General features: G+C 50.1%; 19 protein-coding genes. 6 read left to right on the top strand and 13 right to left on the bottom strand.

Going from position 1 to position 21,991, the window contains the following annotated elements; translation table 11 throughout:
• Positions 1 to 28: 28 nt before the first annotated feature.
• Entirely contained in the window at positions 29 to 1,492 is a 1,464-nt protein-coding gene (locus tag H8S18_RS04810; protein ID WP_186857167.1) for an MFS transporter, read from the top strand.
• A gap of 236 nt (positions 1,493 to 1,728) precedes the next feature.
• On the top strand, positions 1,729 to 3,039 hold the full coding sequence (locus tag H8S18_RS04805) for a S1C family serine protease (RefSeq protein ID WP_186857166.1): 1,311 nt from the start codon (positions 1,729 to 1,731) through the stop codon (positions 3,037 to 3,039).
• 400 nt (positions 3,040 to 3,439) lie between these two features.
• On the opposite strand, the gene H8S18_RS04800 is transcribed toward H8S18_RS04805, so the two are convergent.
• From H8S18_RS04800 to H8S18_RS04775, 6 genes are all read right to left on the bottom strand, one after another.
• Positions 3,440 to 5,005, bottom strand: coding sequence for a glycosyltransferase family 39 protein (locus tag H8S18_RS04800; protein WP_186857165.1), 1,566 nt, complete (start codon positions 5,003 to 5,005; stop codon positions 3,440 to 3,442).
• A 477-nt stretch (positions 5,006 to 5,482) separates the two neighbouring features.
• A complete protein-coding gene (locus tag H8S18_RS04795) occupies positions 5,483 to 6,079 on the bottom strand; it encodes a nitroreductase family protein (protein ID WP_186857164.1) in 597 nt (198 codons plus the stop codon).
• 5 nt (positions 6,080 to 6,084) lie between these two features.
• Positions 6,085 to 6,363, bottom strand: a complete 279-nt coding sequence (locus H8S18_RS04790) for a DUF3795 domain-containing protein (RefSeq protein ID WP_186857163.1) — start codon at positions 6,361 to 6,363, stop codon at positions 6,085 to 6,087.
• 93 nt (positions 6,364 to 6,456) lie between these two features.
• The gene (locus H8S18_RS04785) at positions 6,457 to 7,164 is read right to left on the bottom strand and encodes an MBL fold metallo-hydrolase (RefSeq protein WP_186857162.1); all 708 of its coding nucleotides are present in this window, start codon (positions 7,162 to 7,164) and stop codon (positions 6,457 to 6,459) included.
• A gap of 48 nt (positions 7,165 to 7,212) precedes the next feature.
• Positions 7,213 to 8,670 carry an apolipoprotein N-acyltransferase gene (lnt, locus tag H8S18_RS04780; RefSeq protein ID WP_186857161.1) on the bottom strand — a complete coding sequence of 486 codons (1,458 nt, stop codon included), beginning with the start codon at positions 8,668 to 8,670 and terminating at the stop codon, positions 7,213 to 7,215.
• Positions 8,671 to 8,711: 41 nt separating this feature from the next.
• Complete coding sequence (locus H8S18_RS04775) at positions 8,712 to 9,491, bottom strand: HAD-IIA family hydrolase (RefSeq protein ID WP_186857160.1); 780 nt, start codon at positions 9,489 to 9,491, stop codon at positions 8,712 to 8,714.
• A 161-nt stretch (positions 9,492 to 9,652) separates the two neighbouring features.
• Here H8S18_RS04775 and H8S18_RS04770 point away from each other — a divergent pair, with 161 nt between their 5' ends.
• Both H8S18_RS04770 and H8S18_RS04765 read left to right on the top strand, forming a co-directional pair.
• Entirely contained in the window at positions 9,653 to 9,964 is a 312-nt protein-coding gene (locus H8S18_RS04770; RefSeq protein WP_186857159.1) for a phasin family protein, read from the top strand.
• A gap of 142 nt (positions 9,965 to 10,106) precedes the next feature.
• The gene (locus tag H8S18_RS04765; protein WP_186857158.1) at positions 10,107 to 11,720 is read left to right on the top strand and encodes an ABC1 kinase family protein; all 1,614 of its coding nucleotides are present in this window, start codon (positions 10,107 to 10,109) and stop codon (positions 11,718 to 11,720) included.
• 13 nt (positions 11,721 to 11,733) lie between these two features.
• On the opposite strand, the gene H8S18_RS04760 is transcribed toward H8S18_RS04765, so the two are convergent.
• From H8S18_RS04760 to H8S18_RS04735, 6 genes are all read right to left on the bottom strand, one after another.
• Entirely contained in the window at positions 11,734 to 12,285 is a 552-nt protein-coding gene (locus H8S18_RS04760) for an amino acid ABC transporter ATP-binding protein (RefSeq protein WP_186857157.1), read from the bottom strand.
• A 149-nt stretch (positions 12,286 to 12,434) separates the two neighbouring features.
• Entirely contained in the window at positions 12,435 to 12,836 is a 402-nt protein-coding gene (locus tag H8S18_RS04755; RefSeq protein ID WP_186857156.1) for a hypothetical protein, read from the bottom strand.
• A 10-nt stretch (positions 12,837 to 12,846) separates the two neighbouring features.
• Entirely contained in the window at positions 12,847 to 13,044 is a 198-nt protein-coding gene (locus tag H8S18_RS04750; RefSeq protein WP_186857155.1) for a hypothetical protein, read from the bottom strand.
• 610 nt (positions 13,045 to 13,654) lie between these two features.
• Positions 13,655 to 15,946 (bottom strand): 5'-nucleotidase C-terminal domain-containing protein, encoded by a 2,292-nt coding sequence (locus tag H8S18_RS04745; RefSeq protein ID WP_186857154.1) that lies wholly within the window; start codon positions 15,944 to 15,946, stop codon positions 13,655 to 13,657.
• Positions 15,947 to 16,115: 169 nt separating this feature from the next.
• Positions 16,116 to 17,546 carry a 2-isopropylmalate synthase gene (locus tag H8S18_RS04740; RefSeq protein WP_186857153.1) on the bottom strand — a complete coding sequence of 477 codons (1,431 nt, stop codon included), beginning with the start codon at positions 17,544 to 17,546 and terminating at the stop codon, positions 16,116 to 16,118.
• 17 nt (positions 17,547 to 17,563) lie between these two features.
• On the bottom strand, positions 17,564 to 18,757 hold the full coding sequence (locus H8S18_RS04735; RefSeq protein WP_186857152.1) for a pyridoxal phosphate-dependent aminotransferase: 1,194 nt from the start codon (positions 18,755 to 18,757) through the stop codon (positions 17,564 to 17,566).
• A gap of 337 nt (positions 18,758 to 19,094) precedes the next feature.
• Between H8S18_RS04735 and H8S18_RS04730 the strand changes: the two genes are divergently transcribed.
• Together H8S18_RS04730 and H8S18_RS04725 are read left to right on the top strand one after the other, a co-directional pair.
• Positions 19,095 to 19,985 carry a DegV family protein gene (locus H8S18_RS04730; protein WP_186857151.1) on the top strand — a complete coding sequence of 297 codons (891 nt, stop codon included), beginning with the start codon at positions 19,095 to 19,097 and terminating at the stop codon, positions 19,983 to 19,985.
• 168 nt (positions 19,986 to 20,153) lie between these two features.
• Positions 20,154 to 21,047 (top strand): glycerophosphodiester phosphodiesterase family protein, encoded by an 894-nt coding sequence (locus tag H8S18_RS04725; RefSeq protein ID WP_243165074.1) that lies wholly within the window; start codon positions 20,154 to 20,156, stop codon positions 21,045 to 21,047.
• A gap of 52 nt (positions 21,048 to 21,099) precedes the next feature.
• On the opposite strand, the gene H8S18_RS04720 is transcribed toward H8S18_RS04725, so the two are convergent.
• The gene (locus H8S18_RS04720) at positions 21,100 to 21,987 is read right to left on the bottom strand and encodes a ribokinase (RefSeq protein ID WP_186857149.1); all 888 of its coding nucleotides are present in this window, start codon (positions 21,985 to 21,987) and stop codon (positions 21,100 to 21,102) included.
• Between the last annotated feature and the right edge of the window lie 4 nt (positions 21,988 to 21,991).

Genomic DNA, 21,991 nt, shown 5'->3' with positions numbered 1-21,991 from the left:
ATTCTAATGAAAAAAGGAAGATCAGACAATGCCGAACCGTACCTCGCCGGAATATTATGCAAAACATAAATGGTCGATTCTTGCCGTTCTTATTTTTATGCCCTTTATGGCAACACTCGACGGCACGATTGTAAACGTGGCGCTGCCCGTCATGGTAAAGGACCTGAAAACGGACATGGAATCGATTCAGCTCGTAGTAATCGTATACTTGATTGCCGTAGTCGCCTCTATCCTGCTTTTTGGCCGTCTTGGGGATATCAAGGGCAAAGGCCGCCTGTTTATGTTTGGTACGGTAGTATTTACAGCCGGTTCACTGATGGCGGGACTGTCTCACGACCTCAATACGCTGATTATTGCCCGGGCAATCGAAGGAATCGGCGGTGCGGCAGCTATGGCCAACAACCAGGGAATCATCACTGAAGTTTTCCCTGCCGGCGAACGCGGGCGCGCGCTCGGCATTTCCGGTATTTCTGTAGCGCTCGGTACAATGCTCGGGCCGCCTATCGGCGGGCTGATCGTTTCCTATCTCAGTTGGAATTATATTTTCCTGATTAACGTACCCGTGGGGATCGTGGGTTTCCTGCTTGCGTTAAAGCTTTTGCCGCGCGGTATGAAAACCAAACAAAAAGTGGACTACCGCGGCGCCGCCACGCTTGCCGCGGCGGTAGTCCTTTTCTTTTACGCGCTTTTGACAGGACAAAGCGCGGGCTATGACAAATATTACATTATATTGGCGTTCATTGGCTGTACCGTTTTGTTTGCACTTTTTGTCCTTTTCGAAAAAAAGAGCGCACAGCCTATTGTGGAGCTCTCCCTGTTCAAAAATTCCCTTTTCACGATCAGTATCATCTGCGTGCTCATCCAGTTTTTCGCCATGAGCGGCATCAGCATTATCCAGCCGTTTTATATCGAGGACGTGCTGAAGATCGATCCCGGCCAAACCGGTCTTATTATGATGAGCTTTCCCATTGTGATGGGCATCATGTCCCCGCTTTCCGGTTATATTTCCGATAAGGTAGGCGCGGCAAAGGTTACGCTTGTCGGGCTTGCCGTCATGACGATAGGGCTTTTCCTGCTTTCTACCATGACGGCAACCGAGCCGGTGGCAAAGCTGATTCTGTTCCTGTGCGTCGTAGGTTTTGGAGCAGGCGTTTTTTCCGCCCCGAATACTTCGCTTATTATGTCTACCGCGCCTGCGGGAAAGCTTGGCATCACCGGCAGCATCAACGCCTTTACCCGCAATTTCGGCAGCGTAACCGGTATTTCCCTTTTGACTACATTACTATATTCGTTGATGAGTTCCAAGGTTGGCTATCAGGTTAAGGGCTTCATTTCCGGGAGGCCCGATGTATTTGTATACGGCATGCAAACCGTCTATGGAATTGGCGTTATTATCCTTTGCGTAAGCGTATTGTTGACAATAGTGCGTCTTTTTCAGGATAAGAAGCAGCAGCCACAGGCATCCCCGGCTGCATCCGAAAACAGGAAATAGGTAATTTTTTAAAATACCGTTCCCATCAGCCCTCTTCTGCATTTCGTCATTTCCCAGCCGCCTTATATTTAGGCGGCTGATCTTTTTCCATGCCTTTTCCACATTCATAATTTTGTTACGTTTCCTTCAAATATTGTTCAAACCGGGTTCAAGAATTCGTCACTTTCTAAGATTATCATTAATTTGTGATGAAAATACAGAATCTTTGAAATAGATCGTTTATAAGGAGGCTTAACATGAACGAAAATAAATTTTTCCATAATGAAAATGACGGTTTCCCGGGCGGCCAGGGAGGTGCGGCTCCGGATCCTTCTTTCCGTGAAAATAACGGATATCTCCAGCAGGCACAATGCAATGATCCCCGCCGGCTTGACAGCGAAAGTTTTTATTCCGGCGGACAGAACGGCGGTAAAAAACCCAAAAAAGAAAAATCGCCTTTCCTGACCAAAAAAGCGGCGGCAGTTGTCCTTACGCTGTGCGTCGCTGCATCGGCAGTATTTGGATTTGGCGTTGGTACGATGAATGGGCGCAACAGCGCCGCAACGGCAACCACGCAAAATAGCACAGGCGTACTCCAGGCCTCAGCGGATGTAAGCAACCTCTCTGGCGGCGACCTCTCCGTATCGGATATCGCAGCGAAGACGCAGGATTCCGTTGTGGAAATCACAACCGAGGTTGTGCAGACGAACCAGTTTATGCAGCAGGTATCCGGCGAGGCGGCGGGCAGCGGCGTCATCATTTCCGAGGACGGCTACATCGTCACAAACAATCACGTTGTAGAAGACGGAACCAGCTTTACCGTACGCACGAAGGATGGAACCAGCTATGAAGCGGCGCTTGTTGGCAGGGACCCGCAGACGGACCTTGCAGTCCTTAAAATCGAAGCAACGGGGCTTACGCCCGTTACATTCGGTGATTCAGACGCTCTTGCAGTCGGCGACACAACGGTTGCGATCGGCAATCCGCTGGGAACGCTTGGCGGCACGGTAACGGACGGCATCGTCAGTGCAACGAACCGTGAAATCAACCTTGGGAACGGCACGATGAACCTGATCCAAACAAACGCGGCCATCAATCCCGGCAACTCCGGCGGCGGCCTTTTCAATGGGCAGGGTGAGCTGATTGGTATCGTCGTTGCAAAATCCGGCGGTACAAATGTAGAAGGACTTGGTTATGCCATTCCTGTGAATGAAGCAAAGACCGTCATCGACGAATTGATCGAAAACGGCTATGTGACAGGACGTATCTCCATCGGGATATCGGTTCTTGACATTTCCGACGTACAAACCGCAATGAACTACGGTCTTTCGGGCACGGGCGTTTATGTGGCGCAGGTAACGGAAGGCTCGACTGCGGAAAAACTTGGTATTCAGGCCGGGGACAGGATCGTATCACTGGACGGAAAAGAAATCGCCAGTTCCTCTGACCTTGAAGGAGTGATCGACAGCCATTCCGTAGGCGACACCGTGGAAATTACGATTGAGCGCAGCGGACGCACGGCATCTACGAACATTACGTTGGAAGAATATGTCCCGTCGAATTCTTAAAATGTTCATTGGAACTTCATATGGAATTCACATAAGGGCAGTATCCTAGAGTTAAAGAAATGAGAAGGGGGCGTGCCTATGATAAGATGAACAGATTAAGACATAACCCACCCAAACAGAACCTACAATTGATATATAAGTCAAAAAGCGTCCGCTTCCCCAGCGGACGCTTAAATTTACCCGAAAAGTCTCGCCGCTACGCGGTTGGACGCCTTTTTGAGATCGCAGCGCCGATAGGGCCATAGGGCCGCAGAACCATCATGCAGTGGCTTTCAACCGCACGGCATCGTGTTCCGTACTTGGGGCTCACGCAAGCAGGCAAGAGGGGCTTATCCCTCGATCGTTCCCGCTTAAGGATTTATCAGCAGTCAAGAATCATCCGCTTCTTTTTTCATTGTATTCATGGAATTTCCTGCGGAATGACAGGATGGATTTTATTTTTTCGTTTTCCGTCAATCCAGGCTTTTATTCGCCCGGAAAGACCGGTCCAGCCGCAGGCCGCATATGGGATCAGCAACGGGAAACAAGTTGCCACATATTGCGCTTTTGTTTCCCAAAAAACATGAAACAGAAACGTCCCCAAAAATATAACGCCGGGCAAAAGCTGTTCGCGCCTGATTTTTTTGAAGTGAAAAAGAAAAAAAAGGGCGGAGCCGATGTAAATAACCGACTGGTAGAGGTTCATGAAGCCCTGCAACAAGAGATTTGCCCCACCATTATAAATGCTGTTTGATAGCTTATCCTGTTCGATCTGACTATCCCGTACCTGACTGATCCAAAAGCCCTGAAAGGTTGGATTATTCCACGTAGAGGAAATCTTTTGATAAAAAAACCTCGCCGCATATCCTGGATGTTCCGCAAAATTCGCAACGCATTCCCGTATATTCTCCTTGGCCTGTACGGCCGTTTTTTCTCCGTCGTAATCCATGCTCTGATACAAATTATTGCTGTATCCGTTATACCAGCCCGGCGCCATTGGGCCTTCCTGCAGCCCCATCGCCACCCATGCGGTTTTTGGCACACCTTCTGCCGCGGGAATTCCGGTTGCCTGCGCATAACAGAAACCAACGGCAAATCCGCCAAGCAGGTTGGCGCCGATCAGCAGCGCGGCAAAAGCAAACGACCATTTCTTTTTTTCAAAGGCAGCGTCCAGCAAATAAAAAATTACCATAGCAACAAGCCATACAAGATTATTATTTCTCAGGAGGATACTTGCTGTGATCACGACAGCGGACCAAACAGCATAACAGGCTTTTCGCTCTTTGAAATATCTGAGCGTAAGCAAAACGGCAAGAAGGCCCAGGCCAAACGCGGGAAGGTTTCCATAAACAAATACCACATAAAGCAATATCTCAAAACAAAAAAGCAGCAAAACCAAGGCAACATTTGTGATTTCCCGTTTGCCAAACAAGAGGGCTGTGATTTTGTAAAGGCAATAAAATCCGAGCATCAGCCATAATACGTTTGCGGCCTGGATCCAAAGGTACGCATTTTGCCCGGCAAACGCTATAAAAAGTTGAAAATAAGCCGCGAGCCCAAGCTGATGGGGATAAACGTAAAAATATCCTCCGCGGACAAACCATTCATAATTGCCCTGCATAAACTGGCTTGCCCCTTCAAGCACAAGAAGTTGGTCTGCCCCCGCTTCCACGCGCATCTTAAAAACCCAGGCCAAGCCGACAATAAAAACAAGGATCATCCCTACAATGAGTAAATACTTTTCCGGCAAATTCCGAAGCCGCTTTTGAAATAGTATAAGCAGAAAAATCACCGCAGCCGATGAAACCAGGTGAACCCACGGCATATCTGCTGTAAAGGCCGTCGCTTCTGTGGGCGGATCCGGAATACCGGCCGTCATAAGGACACTGTCTGCGGCAATGAAAACAAGCGGTATCAAAATCAATACCGTCAGAACCGACAGAACCACCCTGTTAGCAGAAACGCCCTTTTCCATAACTTCGTCCATCCAATCTTTTGATCCAGCTTATTATAGCAATGAATTCGCTGGATGTACAGGCCTCTTTATATTTGGTCCTGTTATTTCGTGCTTATCTATCTCTTAGTAAAAATCTTTCGTTAATCTTCATTTGATATTCATAATGCGTTCACATATTCGATGTATACTTTGATTAATGAAGAACGAAAGGAGGATACCGGATGCTTGCAATGTAAACCAAACAACAAAACGATGTTCAACAAAATATTTTAACGTGAAACCCAAAAATTTTAATATATAATCCTGGTGAATTGAAAATTACTGTCAGTCCGCCGAAGCTTGGCCATAAACCGGAAGAGCTTCCGCACTGCACCATGATTACGGCGCCAAAGCGCTATACTGAATAACGGGAGCTTTTTTGAAAAAGGCGAATGCCTCTCGGCGGATGCGACAGACAAGCAATTATTATATTGACATAGAAAAAGGAGCTTTATAGGCTCCTTTTTTCTATTCATAAAATTTTACCATTTCGGCTGCTGGTTTAAACGCCCGCAGACCCGGCTCCTCTGCCGCCTTGCCAAAAGGCATTTGCGCGATCAATATCCAGTTTTCCGGAATATCCCATTCCTGTGCAACAGCCGCATCCACAAGCGGATCATAGTGCTGCAGCGAAGCAGCAACGCCCTCCCCGGCGAGCGCGAGCCATACCGCGTATTCAAGGATCGCATTGTTCTGCTGTGCCCAACGGTCGAATTTATCCGCATATAATGGAAAATCCTTTTTCAGTTTTTCCGTTGCGGAAAGGTCTTCATAGAACAAAATCGTCCCATTTCCGCCACGAAAACCATCCAATTTTTTCTGTGTCCGCGCAAAAGCGTCCGGCGGCGTTACCAGGCGAAGCTCCTTTTCCGCAATTTCCCAAAATTTCCCATGTTCCCCGTCCATGAGCACCACCATCCTGCTGGTTTGCGCATTATAGGCGCTCGGTGCATGCAGGGCGAGGGCAAGTGCTCTTTCCACCGTTCCCCGCGTGATACGGCTATCCTTTTCGAGCGTACGGATGGACCGTCTTTTTTTCATCACTTCTTCAAAGCTTTGTTTCATTTCATCTACTCCTCGTAAACCGCGTCCTCGCCAATTTCCTTCCAGGCGCGGCACTGGCCGATGCGAAGGCCGCCGTCTCCGTAATCTTTATCTTTGGCAAACTTCACCAATTTCCTGCACGGGAATCCGCTGCACAAACCGCAATGCTTTAGTTTTTTTTCCTCACAGCAGCTTTTGATTGGGCAGCGCGCCGCCCAAACGGGTTTCTCCCGGCCCACACAGCCGCCGCACTTTTCAAAGTATCCACAGTTTGAACAAAGTCTCCCACATCTTGCTTCTATCATAATTAATAACCCCCTCGCGGCCGATTGATAACATTTTTTTATATAGCAGCTTATGGCTGCGCCTGCCCCGCGCAAACGCACCTTGTGCCCCATTTAAAGCGGTATCGTGACTTTTTGGTCTCGTTTCCAGAGCGCGCACGCATTTGCATATCCATTTCGCTCGATCGAACGCAGGGTTGCCCGGATATACCCGTTTACATCCTTTTCTTCATAGGGCAGATGATAGGCGATCATCTGCCTGGGGCGGAGTTCTTCGATCATCTTTTTCCCGCGCAAGATCGTAAAAAACGGGAAATTATAGAGTGCGAGATCCGCGCCGCCAAATACCTGCGGTATATTTTCCGGTCCGCTGTCGCCGAGAACCGTTATGGTGAATCCGCCAATATCAAACTTGTAGCCATAATTGACGACGTCCCGGAACTGTTCTCCCTCATGGATGAGTTTCACGCATTCCAGCTTAATTCCTTTGACTTCATGCATCTCTTCCGGCGCTTTCAACGTAGTGATATTGGCGCCGGAAAAATCGTTGACCGGAGAAACCAGGTGCGCATCCGGATGATTCTTCAAAAATTCCTGCGTCCATTCCCTGCTGTAATGATCCGGATGGTCATGCGTAAACACAAGCAGGTCGATCTTGCTGAATTCTCCTTCTCCGTGCGCTATTTCATACAAAAGGTCGTCGGGTACGCTTGAGAAAACTTCCGTATACCTGTTATGCAGTGCATCCACCAATATCATTTTTCCATTTATATTTAAAAGGACTCCCGCGTTTGCGGTGAGCCGGACAAAATTTCCTGCCATTGCCTCTCCTTTTCTGTCATTCCATTATAGTGCATCGAGCCGTTGTTTTCAAATTCGTTTTTTATATGCGGCGGCGAGGCCTAACACCGCGGCGGCTGCGGCAGCTGCCAGCCACCAGTCGCCGAGAATAAGATAACCCGTCTTTTCCCGCCTGAACGCAACATTCCCAACCAGCACTCCGTCCGTACCCGCTTCAAGACTTGCTGCAATTTCTCCCGTGGGCGAAACGATTGCCGTCATCCCCGTATTTCCTACTTGTACAAGCCATCGCCCTGTTTCCTGCGCCCGGAACACAGACTGGGCAAGGTGCCTTGCCAGCGGAACATCGCTTTTGAACCATGAATCATTCGTCGCAACGACAAGCAGTTCCGCCCCTCCAGCGGCTGTTTCGGAGGCAATATCCGGGAAAAGGCTCTCGAAGCAGATCATCACGCCTACCATCCCGCAGTCTGTCTCGAAGATCCCGCGTTCTTTTCCGTCCGTAAAGGAAAACTTCCGTTCATACCCGTTCTCAAAAAAGGGAACCAGCCGCTGTTTGTGGTAAACATCCGTAATTTTGCCGTCCGGCGCAGTCAGGAAGACTGAATTCCTGAGCTGGTAGCCGTGGACGCCGTAAACGCCGGTCAGCACATACGCCCCGGATTCTTTCGCCAACTTTGCAACCGGGCTGCTGATCTCCGGTTCTTCGTTAAAAGATCCGTACACCGAATTTTCAGGCAGGAGAATGAAGTCCGGCCTCTTTCCGGCCTCTTTTTCCGCCAGTGCAAGCGCTTTTTCAAACCTTCCCTCTCCTTCGTTCTGCCAGAAGGGAACGTTCATTTGCACTGCCGCGATTCCGGTATCCGCTTCTTCCGCTCTGCCGCCGGACACAAGTATGCCGCCCGCAAGGTTGGCAAAGAACACCAACGCCGCCGCGGCAAGATACCGCATCCTGCCCCTGCCCGTCCCCAAAACGGCCTGCGCAATGAGTACGTTCACAAGAACGATCAGAAAGCTGATAAACAAAACGCCAAACATCTGCGCCGACTGTGTGAGCGGCAAAAAACGCCACTGGGTAAGCCCGAGGCGCAGGAACGGCAGGCCCAAAGCGCCCACGCCCAGCAGCCATTCTGCGCCCGTAAAAAGAACCGCACATAACAGCGCGCGCATACCACACGGGCATTTTAGCAGGACTCCGGCGGAAAGCGCCGCCGCAAATACCGCTCCGTGGAGCGCTGCGAGGCCAATCCATGCCGCCACGAGCAAAGCGGCAGACGCTTCGCCTGCCCGGGCCGAAATGTCGAGCGACAGTATCTGCGCATAATAGGCAAGGGTAAACGCAAGCGCGAATATGCAAGCACAAAAGACCACCCTGCGGCGTTCTCCGCTATTTTTCAATAATAGGAAGAATACCGGGGCGAGCGCCGCCCAAACGAACGGAGCAAGCCCTGCCACATCAAAACACAGCGCGCAGAAAATCCCGCACGCTGCGCAAATGACTCGTTCAATCCATCTTCTGTGCTTCATCGCTTCACTTCACCGGAGCGGTTTCAAAATCCCACGCGTCCTCACGGGACGATATTGCCGACCCCATCGAGCACATATTTGGGCCGGTAGGGATATTCCTCGATGGTCGCCCGCGTGCTCACACCGGACAGCACCAGCACCGTATCCAGCCCAGACTCCAGACCCGCGATGACATCCGTATCCATGCGGTCGCCCACCATAACGGCTTCCTGTGCATGCAGGCCAAGCATTTTAATTCCCGTGCGCATCATCAATGGGTTAGGTTTGCCGACAAAATAAGCGCGCTTTCCGGTGGCGACCTCAATCGGCGAAATCATTGCCCCGCAGGCTGGGAAAATTCCCGTTTCTCCCGGGCCGGTAAGATCCGGATTGGTGCCGATGAGCTTTGCGCCCGCCAGCACAAGCTGCACCGCTTTGGAAATATTATCGAAATTATAATTGTGCGTTTCGCCCACAACTACATATTCCGGGTCCACGTCGTTCATCGTAATCCCTACTTCGTAAAGGGCATTTGTAAGCCCCGCCTCGCCAATGACAAACGCGCTCTTCTTGCGCGACTGCATTTTCAGGAATTTAGCGGTTGCAAGCGCGCTGGTATAAAAATGGCTCTCATCGATATCAAGCCCAAGCCGCCCCAGCTTCTGCTGCAGCTCGCGCGGTGAACGTTCGCTGGAATTCGTAAGGAACAGGAAGGGCTTTTTTTCCGCATACAACCAGTTCACAAACTCCTTAACCCCGGGGAGAAGCCGATTCCCGTGATAGATCACACCGTCCATATCGCATATAAAGCCTTTTTTCTCGTGCAATTCTTTTAAGTCCATGCTGTTTTCTCCCTCGTTTATTCTCTTTCTTATATTATAATGGCTGTGCCCTTTGCCTGCAAACTTTTCTTGCCAATACCTGTTTTTCCCTTCGGATTCACAGTTTACTTTATTTCCAGATGCGTTATAATAAGATTAACGATGAAAAGGAGGCTATTTCAATGGCTAATATCATAGAGGACAGCATCAATTTCGGCATGGGCCTGTTTGCTTATTCCCGCGAGAAGATCGAAGACCTGGTGGAAAAGATGGTCGCCAAGGGCGAGGTACAGCGCAAGGATGCACAGGGGTTTGCCAATGACCTGATTAAAAAGGGCGAAGCCCAGCGCGAAGAAATCTCCCGTATGGTAAAGGATGAGGTTCGCACGACGCTTCAGGACGTTGGCCTCACGGCGGATACGCGCATCACTAAGGAAGATATCCGTGAAATCATCAAAGAAGAGCTCGCGGCGGCAAAGGCGGACGAAAAATAACCGCTTAGCCTTTACCTGACAGCGCAGCAGATAAGCTGCGGTATTTTGTTTTGCCTTAAGGAGGGAATAGGTTATCGCTTCCAGGAATTTGCAACGGTATCGGGAAATATTGTCCGCCTTCAACAGGAACGGGCTTGGTTTTTTGTTTGTCAAATCCACCCTCTCCAAAAATCCTCAAAAAATTTTCGAACAGGAACAAAAACACAATATGCCTTCCGTAGGCGAACGCATCCGCAAAATGTGCGAGGAGCTTGGCCCTACGTTTGTAAAACTTGGGCAAATTCTTTCCACGCGCACGGATATTGTCACGGAAAATGTGGCAAAACAGCTCCAGAAGCTACAGGATTCCGTTGCGCCTTTTTCTTATGAAGAAGCGCGCGCGATGATCGAAACAGAACTTGATGATACGATCGAACGGCTGTTTGCGGAATTCGATCCAGAGCCGGTCGCTTCCGCTTCGATGTCGCAGGTATACCGCGCGAGGCTTTTTTCCGGTCCTGAAGTGGCCGTCAAGGTACAGCGCCCGCACATCCGTGAGAGCATCGAGACGGATCTTGGCATTTTAGAAAAGCTTGCGCGTCTTGTGGACAAGTATTCCAAATATGGCCAGTTATATGATTTCTCCGGCATGGTGGCGGAATTCCGGCGCGTAATGGAACAGGAGATCGATTTTACCAAGGAAGGTGAAAATACCGACTTTTTCCGGGAAAGCGTCCGTTCGCAGCACAATATCCGCGTTCCTAAAATATTTTGGGTTTATACTACGCCCAAGATCCTTACCATGGATTTTGTGAATGGAGTTAAAATAGATGATATCCCCGCACTTGTGGCTTCCGGCGCGGACCGGGCGCAGATCGCCTATGATTTTACCAATTCACTCATCACGCAGATCCTTGAAAACGGCGTTTTTCACGCGGATCCGCATCCAGGCAATGTTTTTGTGGTGGACGGAAAATATGTTGAATTTATCGACCTTGGCATGGTGGGCACGATCAACAGCCGTTTCCGCCGAGAACTTAACGATTTTGTGATGGGTATCGCCACGCGCAATACGCTCAAAATCGCGCAGAGCATCACGGAGATGGATGCCGCGGATGCAGACGTCAATATGGATTCGTTTGAAAAATCCCTCGAGGTTTTACTGGATGAATATCTCTATGTGCCTCTTTCCGACGTTAATATTGCCAAGGTGTTTTCCAATGTATTTTCATTGGCAGGAAAGTACAAGATGAAAATTCCGCGTGAATTTACACTGGTGGCCAAAAGCCTCGGAACCGCGCAGGTTATTATCGAACAGCTTGACCCGTCGGTCAATATCCTGAAAATTGCGGAGAAAACCGTCCGCAGTATTCTTTCAAACCGGTATAAAACAAAGGAATTCAAAAATGAAGTCCAGTCCTACGCGCTTGACTGGATTGACGTGACCAAAAAAGTACCTTCGGCACTGCTCACATTCCTGCATAAGTTAAAAAAGAACGATTACTCGCTGGAGTTGAAAATACGCGATCTTGGCCGTATGGAAAAAAATATCGAACGCATGTTCAACCGTATTTCCTTCGCCGTGGTTTTGCTTGCGGTATGCATCGTGATGGCGGGCGTTATTATCAGCGCAGGCTATTCAAATTTTGGTACAACCGATGTGGATATCATGAGCCTGAGCACTCTTGCAATTGTGGTGGGCCTTTTGATTTCCGTGATTATTGTAATTGGGATCATTGTGTCAATCGTGCGTTCTGACCGCGAAAAACGGAAATGAAAATCCCGCATGCTCAGCGTAAAGTCTGTTGAAGCCATTTTTCGAATTTACGTAATTGCGCCGGCGTATGGAAGTAATGTTCCGCCCCCTGCGCAATTTGCAGGCTACAGGAAAATTTTTTTGCAAAGTGAAATACCGCATCCCGCCCGCCTGAAAGCTTGGTTGGATATTCCGCAACCTTATCGCACAGACCTACCCGCTGCAAATATTCTGCGCCCGAGCGTTCGGCTTCCTCCCGTGGGATGTGGTGCACACGTATGGGTGCGATCGTCACATTCTCGAGCACTGTCTTATGGGGATACAAGTTAAAATCCTGGAAAACCATCGCCACATCCGCATACAGCTTGCGCGCGTCCACCTTTTTGGCGGTTACATCGATCCCATCCACAACAATCCTGCCCTTTGTAGGATGCTCAAACCCGTTGATACAGCGGATCAGCGTGCTCTTGCCCGACCTAGAAGGGCCGATGATAACGGTCTTTTCCCCCGTTTCGATCTCAAGATCAACATGCCTCAGGGCATACATATTGCCAAACTGTTTGGATACGTTTTGAATGGAGATCATATTTTTTTCCTCGTTTTCATTCCGGGTTCATAAAGATAGTCTATTTATCACATTTTTTGCGCTGCGTAAACAAGGGGCCGTTGAAAAAACGGCCCCTTGTTTGTTTTGCTGCATTTTGAAGGCATTCTTTGTTTCTAAAAACCGGGCCGCTAACTGAGTGCCCCCATAAAATTCGCAAACGGTTTGATGATATCCGTAAGCGCCTGGATGCTTTCGTTCAGCACGTCAAAACGGATTGTGGAGATGCCTTTGATCGTTTCGTTGAGCGCATCAAAATCGATATCGTCCATCCGCCCGATCTCCTTCGCCGCGGTGTCCGTCAGGTTGGTGATGGACTCCAGCATGACTGGAAGCTCTTTTGTGGCGCTCGCCAGCGTCCCGTTGACCGCAAAAATCCCTGCCGCGAATACAACTACAAACACGAGTAGGATCACCGTGTGCACGCGCGAAGAACGGAGCAGCTTTTTGTTATGCTCCGCCTGCGCGGCAAGCAGCGCTTCGATCCGTTCCAGTCCCGATCCTTCCCGCACTTCTCTTTTTTCTTCTTCCATACTTCCTCCTTTATGATTGCCCCGGCCCGCAGATCACGCGCGCCAGTTGTTTATAAAATACGCTCCCATGCCCGGTCAATTCCATACGCAGGCGCTCGCTTGCCGACTGCACGTTCCCGATGCCCCCCTTGATGAACGGGAAACGGAAAACACCGCTAAAAATATTATGGCACCGCCACGAACCCGTCACCGCCAGCGGATACGGCACAGCGGCAGGTTCCGGGAAAGTATCCGCCGGGGCACAGCCACGCCGGGCAGCGGAACCATGGCTGCGGGGCCGGTTGCAATAGAAATCGAGGATGCGATGGAAAAAACCGCCGGCACATGCCGTCTTTTTTTACATCCTCCGAAAGCCCTATTTCCCATTCCCGCCAAGGCTTTTTGCGCAAAAACCGCCACGGCGGTAATGATGGTTCGAATCTCCTCCCTTCGATATTTAATTGTAGCTTATGGGTAAATCTTATCTTCATTTTACCATAATCTGCTGGCTTTACAAGGGATTGCGGACCTTCCTATGATATGGTCCGTTTGTTTATTGCCAGTAGCTTATACCGCCCCCATTTGGGGCCGGTCTCGGCTGTGTCTGACGGTGCATAAAAAACCGTTTTTTCGCGGGTCTGCACTGCCGCCGTTAAAACGGCAGCAGTGCCTTTTCCATCTTTCGTTTTAATGGTTCATTCGCAAATACAAATCTATGGCTAACGAAAAGGGCGCTTCTATCCCAAGCATAGCCTGTAGATTTTTCTCAAGCTGTATAAAAACAGGAATCCCCCGGCCTGTTCCGGTGAGATTCCTGCAATTTTTGCATTTGCCCTGTTTTATGCCGCCTGTTTTCCCTTCCGGCAGAGGTAAACCGCTGCTCCCGCGCATGTTCCCCCCGCCAAAAGGCTCATCCAGAGGTACCTTTCCATGGGAGACGAATCGCCAGTTTTAGGCGGCTTTTGCCGCTCCTCCTCCTGCGCCGTTGGCGCCGCCGTAGGAACCGCCGTGGGCTGAGCCGTTGGTCGCGTCGTAGGTACTGTTGTCGGCGACGGCTCGGGTCTGGCTTCCGGCTCTTGATAGAGCAGTACCGGGAAAGGACGATATTCATTTTCCACCATTCCCGCGCCCGAATAGTTGTTCAGGTAAACTTGTTTTTGCGTCTTCGAAAGTGCAAGCCCGTGCGGGCCGTCCGGCACGGTAACGGAAAGGACGCCGTTTTCATCCGTTTGCGTCCAGACCGGACCTTCTCCGTCCAGATAATAGGATACCGGCAGGTTCGCCGCGGGGCTTCCGCCGCCGTTTTGCACCCTGGCCGTTATGGTGTAATTTCCGGGCGTATACCCGCTTTCGGGTACAATCCGCCCTTCCGTGCTGTCTGCGGCGAGCGGCTTTTGTCCGCCTTCCGTCTGCGAGAGGACATAGGCTTCCACCGTCTCAAGTTCCCCACCAATCTCCCCGACAAGCGGAAGGGAGGCCAGCACAGTATAATCATTTCCACCGTTCATCACGAAATTATTGGATACCAGCATCATTTGCGTGGTTGTATCATCTTTTTGAAGCGGCGTGCCGCTTTCTTCCAAATAGACTTCCTTTACTTTTCGTCCCGCCTGCGCGGACGGATCATAGGTAAAGCGGATACCGCTCACTTGCAAAAAACCGCCGTTCGGCTGCCCGGAAAGCAAGCCGGTACTACTGTCCTGCCCAGTGATCGAGGATACTGATACCTCCAATATTTCATATAAGACAGCAGGGGTAATTTGCTTCATCATCAGTGTGTTTGAGAAAGGGAACGCACTCACGAGGTCTCCCCTGGTGAGCGTGCCGTTGGCAAAGGATGCACGAATACCGCCGCCGTTCACCGCGCCGATCACCGGGTTGTTCCGGTAGGCATCCATTCCGGCAGCAGTATCAAGGAAGGTCTGCGCCGCATCACGGTAGGCATCCGCCGTAAAGTCCCCCAGATTGGTCTCTACGATCCGCGGTTCCGCAATTCCATCTACATAGCCGCCCCACAGGGTATTGGTCACTTGGCAAAGCTCTTCTGCAAGAATCTCCTTCTGGTTGTTATTGACCGCGTCGATCTTTGCCGCTACTTCCGCATCGGGCGTGACCGCAAGCATATCGTCGTAAGAAAGCATATCTCCGGATACCGTTACATTCCCGGAGCCATCAAAATGCAGGACGATTTTTCCCAGCCTGCTTAAGGCTGTACCCGTCTGTACGATGAGCACCCCATTCACCGTTTTTTCCTCCAGCGTATGGCTGTGCCCGTCGATAATAACGTCGAGTTTATCCTGATAGGCATCCGTCATGGCTTCTGCCAGTTTACTGCTGTCGCATGGAACATTTGTATATTCCCCGATATGGGCAACTGCAACGATCACGTCCGCACCCGCTGCCGTAAGTTCGTCTATCTCGCGTTTCGCAGTTTCGATTTCGTCTTTGAATTCCACGCCCGCAATCCCGCCTGGGTTCGTCGCTGTGGCCGTTTCCGCTGTTGTCAGTCCAAAGAAACCGATTTTTTTGCCATCTCGCTCGATCAGAATGTGACAACCGTTATTTCCGCCCGACTCCAAAAGCGGACGCCCGTCTTTATAGACGTTCGCCGCCAAAATAGGAAAAGAGGCGCGCGCGGCATTGGCCAAAAATTGTTCGGTACCGTAATCAAACTCATGGTTCCCCGCCGCCATAACATCATATCCTGCAGCGCCCATTACGTCGACTACATCCGCGCCCCGCGTGAGGGATGCAAAGGGAAGACCCTGCGTCGCGTCGCCCGCGTCCACCAGAATGGAACCGGGCGTTTCTTTTTTGACCGCCGCTACCCTATCAAGCCCGATACACTTGCTGCCCGCATCGTAAGTAACCGCACCATGCATATCGTTGGTATGGTAAATCACGATGTCTGTGCCGCTGCCTGCCGCCTGCACGGTTTCTTGCTCTTCAAACGCGTCCGGCAGTTCCCCTGCCCCGCCGGCCTGCGTGGCCTCTGTTTGCACGTCCGCCAAAGCATCAGGTGCTTGGGTGCTTTCCGGCTCATCCGCGGCATAGCAAACCGCCCCGAACTGGAACACCAGCAGCACCGCCAAAACGACTGCAAGTATCCTGCTGTTTTTTTTCATCCACATCTTCGTTTCCCCCATTAAAACAGTCCTGCATTTTATTATAGCGGCAATGCGCCGGGAATACTATTCGTTTTCCTGTTTCGGTAAATTTTTTACCTCAATGGGAATCATCCTGCGCAAAACAGCACAAAAAAACGGCCCTCCGCCCGGAAAGCCGTTTCATTGGTCTTCATCAGTCGTCTGCCTTGACCGTTTCACCGATATCCGCCACATGCGCGCACAGCGCCGCATATTTCATATAGTCCGCATCGCGGATAATCATTTCGAGCTCATTATCGCCGAAGGATGTGGTCCGGCCTTCCGCGTATTGGCGGTCTACCTCGGCCTTGATTTTCTGCACCAATTCGGATTTTTTATCGATCTTCTGCACACCTTCCAGCTTAAAGTGCGCATTCACCCAATGGGCAATCCCCGCAAGGCCGGAATGCTCGCCAATCACAACCGTTACGGGCCGTCCGAGAATCTTGCCTGTATTGAAGATATTATAAATCTGTTCATCCTTCAAAAGCCCGTCCGCGTGGATGCCCGCACGGGTGGAATTGAAATTCCTGCCCACAAACGGCGTACGCGGGTTGATATCGTATTTCAGTTCCGTTTCAAAATAGTCCGCGATTTCCGTGATGGCGCGGAGGTCCATTCCGTCCTGCGTTCCTTTGAGCTGCACGTATTCGATGGCCATTGCCTCGATCGGACAGTTGCCCGTGCGCTCGCCAATGCCCAACATAGAGCAGTTGACGGAAGATGCGCCGTACAGCCATGCCGTGGCCGCGTTACACACCACCTTATAAAAATCGTTGTGGCCGTGCCACTCAAGCAGCGTAGACGGGACGTTCGCGTAGAACCGCAGGCCATACACAATCCCCTGTACGCTCCTTGGCAAGGACGCACCCGGGTAGGTTACGCCGTAGCCGAGTGTATCGCACATGCGGATTTTGATCGGGATGCCGCTTTCCTCGCGCAGCTTCATCAGTTCTCGCGCAAAGGGAACCACAAAGCCGTAAAAATCGGCGCGTGTGATATCTTCAAAATGGCAGCGTGGGACGATGCCCATATTGAGCGCATCCTTGACTACCCCGAGGTACTTGTCGAGCGCCTGTCCGCGCGTCATTCCCATCTTATTGAAAATATGATAATCCGAACAGGAAACGAGGATACCCGTTTCGCGTATTCCCATATCCTTCGCAAGCGCAAAATCTTTTTTGTTCGCGCGGATCCACGTGGTGATCTCCGGGAATTCGTAGCCAAGCGCCATACATTCTTCGAGCGCTTTGCGGTCTTTTTCCGTATACACGAAAAATTCGCTCTGGCGGATAATGCCTTTGGGACCGGAGAGCTTGTGCAGAAGCTTATAAAGGTCCACAACTTCCTTGACCGAGAACGGGATACGGGCCTGCTGCCCGTCGCGGAAGGTGGTGTCCGTGATCCATATCTCGTCCGGGAAGTGCATGGGCACCGTCCGGTGGTTGAACGTGATCTTCGGCACTTGATCGTAATCGAACATATCCTCGAACAGGTTTGCTTCCTCTACGTCCTGCAATGTATAATTATAATCGTTTTCCTGCAACAGGTTTGTTTTGCTGTATCTGTTGTTTTCCGATGCCATAGCCTTCTCCATTCCGGTTAATCGAGCATCCCCACAAACTCCGCGATGCGCCGGAGTCCTTTTTCAATATTCTCTCGGGAAATCGCATAGGAAAGTCGGACAAAATCATCCGCGCCAAAAGCCGCGCCCGGAATGACCGCCGTTAATTTCTTTTCGAGCAGTTTCTCGGCAAAATCTACCGATCCCCTGATCTCTTCCCCATCCAATTTGCGGCCCTTGAGCTTTGAAATATTCATCATCACGTAAAACGCCCCCATCGGAGTAACGCATGAGATTCCTTCAATTCCATTGACAAGCTCTACCATCAGTTTCCTGCGCTCGTTAAATTCGTCGCGCATTTTTTTGATCTCATCCTGCGGACCCGTCAGCGCTTCCACGCCTGCAAATTGCGCGACTGAGCAGGGATTTGAAGTCGCATGGCTTTGATAGCTGCCCATAACCTTGGCAATTCCGGGCGTACTTGCCGTATAACCAATCCGCCAGCCTGTCATGGCGTAGGTTTTGGAAAGGCCGTTCACCAGGATGGTGCGCGCATAAGCATCATCCGAAAAATTTGCGATGGAGAGGTGCCTGTTGCCATCATATACGAGTTCTCCATAAATTTCATCCGAAACGATAAAGAAGTCATATTTTTTTGCAATTCCGGCAATATCCTCAAGAGTCTTCTGCGAATAGATACAACCGCAGGGATTGGATGGATTGTTTACGATAATCGCCTTTGTTTTATTCGTCACAGCCGCTTCAATATCCGCCGCAAGAGGCTCAAAATTATTGCTTTCCTTTGCCTCCACATAGACCGGAATCCCGCCTGCCATTTTTACCAGTTCCGGATAGGTCAGCCAGTAAGGCGCAATAATCAGCACTTCGTCTCCCGGATTTACAATCGCCTGGAACGCGTTGAACAAAGAATGTTTTGCGCCGTTGGAGATCACGATCTGGTTCGGTTCATAGGAAAGATCGTGATTCGTTTTCAGGTTTGCGCACACCGCTTTTTTCAGTTCCAGCGTGCCCGACGCCGGCGTGTATTTCGTCATGCCAATACGGATCGCTTCCACTGCCGCGTCTTTGATATGCTGCGGTGTGTCAAAGTCCGGTTCTCCGGCGCCAAACCCTACCACATCGAGCCCGCGCGCCTTCATTTCTTTCGCCATCGCCGTGATCTTGAGTGTCAGCGAGGGCGAAATTGCAAGTGCTTTTTCGGAAAGTTGCATTTCTACCTCCAACAGATTCCCCTTTAAAATTTATATAACCATGTGCTTTGCACAGGTACATCCCATTGTTAGCATATCTATTCTAATACAAAAATACAGGAAACGCAATAGCTCTTCCGGCTCCAAAATGCAAATTTAAAGAAATAATTTTTCGTTTTTGAAACCGCTTCATTTTTTCGTTCCCTTCTTGCATTTTAGGGTCCCAAACGATATACTATACTTAGTTGTGTACGCCTGTATGATGCATGTTTGGGCGGTGCGCAGGTTGGTTTTGAAAACCGCGTGTTTTCGGCGTTTAAAACCAATCCGCCACAATAAAATGATTGGAGAATATGTGATGGCTGATTATGTGCTGACCTGCAGTTCCACTGCTGATCTTTCAACCGCTTTTACACGTGAACGCGGTATTCCCGTTTTGCAATATCAATTTTTTATGGACGGGCACGAATACTACGACGACCAGGGGGCGTCTATCCCGACGCACGATTTCTATGAAAAGGTACGCGCGGGTTCCATGCCTACCACGTCTATGGTGAATACGGAGCGTTACACCGAATTCTTTACCCCAATTCTGGAAGAGGGCAAAGACATTCTGCATCTTGAATTTTCTTCCGGGCTATCCGGTTCCTATAACAATGCGCTGATGACGGCGGAACAATTGATGAAAAAATATCCGGACCGGAAAATTTTTATTGTCGATTCCCTGTCTGCATCCCGCGGTTACGGCCTGTTTGTCCACCTCGTCAGCAACAAGAAAAACGAGGGGGCGACCATAGAGCAGGCACGGGATTATGCAGAAGAATTGAAATGGAAAATTACGCATTGGTTTGCGGTGGAAAGCCTCGAACACCTGCGGCGCGGCGGGCGTGTTTCGCGCGCAAGCGCGTTCCTTGGAACAATGCTCAATATCAAGCCGGTGCTTGCCTTTAATAACGAAGGAAAAATTATTCCTGTGGAAAAGATTCGCGGGAGAAAAAAATCGCTGATCGCGATGGTGGACAAAATGGAAGAGGATATCGATAATCCGGATGGACAGATTGTATATATCGGGCATGGCGATGCTCCTGAAGAAGCGGAATATGTGGCAAACCTGATCAAGGAACGGTTCCCCACCATCAAGGAAACCATCATCAATTATACCGGGCCGGTGATCGGCGCTCATTCCGGGCCAGGCACGGTTAATATTCACTATGTAGGTAAACAGCGGGTGGATATTAAGTTTAAATAGGAAAGTGGTAAGACCGACCCCTGCCGGGCGGGTCCGGCAGGGGTTTTTCGTAGAATTTTTCTAAAACCTTACGGGATTTTAATAAATTCTTTATTTTTCCTATCTGGTATCTTCATTTCCTTCTGTTATACTTGGAATTGAGATTAATGCTTGGAGGAACCTTTTTTGATGTTTTCGGAAGTCTCTGTGGTCTTTATGGTATTGGCTGCAATCGTAGCCGCCGTCCTGGTGCTCGACCGTATCATGACAAAGGCGGCGCCGCCAACGGAAAAAACGTGGCTGACAGACTATCAATATGCACACAGGGGGCTGCACAATGAACGCTACCCCGAAAATTCTTTGCCCGCATTTGCAAATGCGGTAAAACATGGTTTTGCAATCGAGCTTGACGTTCACCGCACGCGGGACGGAGTCATCGTGGTATTCCACGACTCTAATTTAAAGCGTATGACCGGCGTGGACGGAAAGATCAAAGATTATACGTTTGCCGATCTGCGCAAGCTGCGGCTGGACGGTACGGAATACAAAATCCCGACCCTGCGTGAAACGCTGCGACTGATTAAGGGGCAGGTTCCCCTTTTGATTGAAATCAAAAGGAAAGGGTTTGCGGGCGATCTTGAACGCGAACTGTACCGTATGATGGAGGAGTATGGCGGCAAATACGCCATCCAGTCTTTTTCGCCGTTTTCTGTGCGTTGGTTTAAAAAAAATGCGCCGAATGTTTATCGCGGGCAGCTCTCCTGCAATTTTTCACTCTGTAAAGATAATTTTCCGGCCGGGATGGACCGCTTCGTCCGTTTCTTCCTTTCAAAACTGCTCTTAGTGGTGCAGCGGCTGGGCGTCAACTTTATCTGCCGGCCAAATTTCATTAGCTATGAATGTCAGAAAGTTGACTCGCGCCTGATCCGCCGCCTGCGCAGAAGCGGAGCGCCGATTTTTGCCTGGACGGTGCGGACGCGCGAGGAATACGAGCGCGCAAAGCAATATACGGACTCAATTATTTTTGAAAACTTTACGCCGAAAAAACGTTCTGTTTTTTGGGAGCAGAATAAAGCCAGCTAATTCCACCAATAAAAAAGTAGCCGGAACGAATCCGGCTGCTTTTTTATTCCTGTTACAATCCGCGCGCAAGGACTTCGTCAAGCGTAGGAATGGAGTCTGCCGCGCCCTTATGCGCTACCGTTATGGACGACGCCCGGGCCGCAATCTTTAAAGTTTGCTGCGTTTCTATTCCTTTTGCCATCCCTGCAATAAAGTAACCGAGAAAGGTATCCCCCGCGGCGGTCGTATCTATGGCTTCCACAGGATAGGCAGGCTGCTGAAACTCCCGCTCCCCATCATAATACCTCGCTCCATCGATTCCAAGCGTCAGCACTATTTTAGCTTGGGGATATCGCCCGGCAAGCCGGGGAATAATCTCTTCGATCTCTTTTGTTTGCGCAAGTTGCATGCCTTCTATTTCGTTTACAATGAAGAACTCCACATAAGAAAGTGGCAGCGCCGCAATTGATTCATCAATGGGTGAGGGATTGAGAACAATACGCAGACCTCGCATGTGCGCTTCCCTGATCAGGTAGTCAAGGCCGTTGATTTCATTTTGCAGGAGCAAAAAATCCCCCCTGCTGAAATTTTCCAGGGTATTACCTCCCTGTTCCCGCATAATCCTGTGATTTGTCCCCCCGAATACAATAATACAGTTCTGGCCGTTCGGTTCCACCTGAATGATCGTATGGCCTGACTGTTCATTCTTCTCTTCCAGAATATACTCCGTATTTACGCCCGCATCAGCAAGGATTTCCTTCAAAATATCTCCATCATAGCCAACGCAGCCTGCATGGTATGTCTCTGCGCCGGCCTTTGCGAGAGCAACTGACTGATTGAGCCCTTTGCCCCCCGCAAACACGCTGCGCGAGGAGGAAGAAATCGTCTCTCCTGGCTGCACGAAATGCGGTACGTCATATACGTAATCCATATTAAGCGAACCAAAATTCAGTACTTTCATCAGC

Origin of the sequence: Christensenella tenuis (genome assembly GCF_014287795.1) — a bacterium.
Lineage (GTDB): Bacteria > Bacillota > Clostridia > Christensenellales > Christensenellaceae > Christensenella > Christensenella tenuis.
The sequence above is the reverse complement of the archived record's forward strand: the minus strand, read 5'-3'. Positions and strand labels throughout refer to the sequence as shown.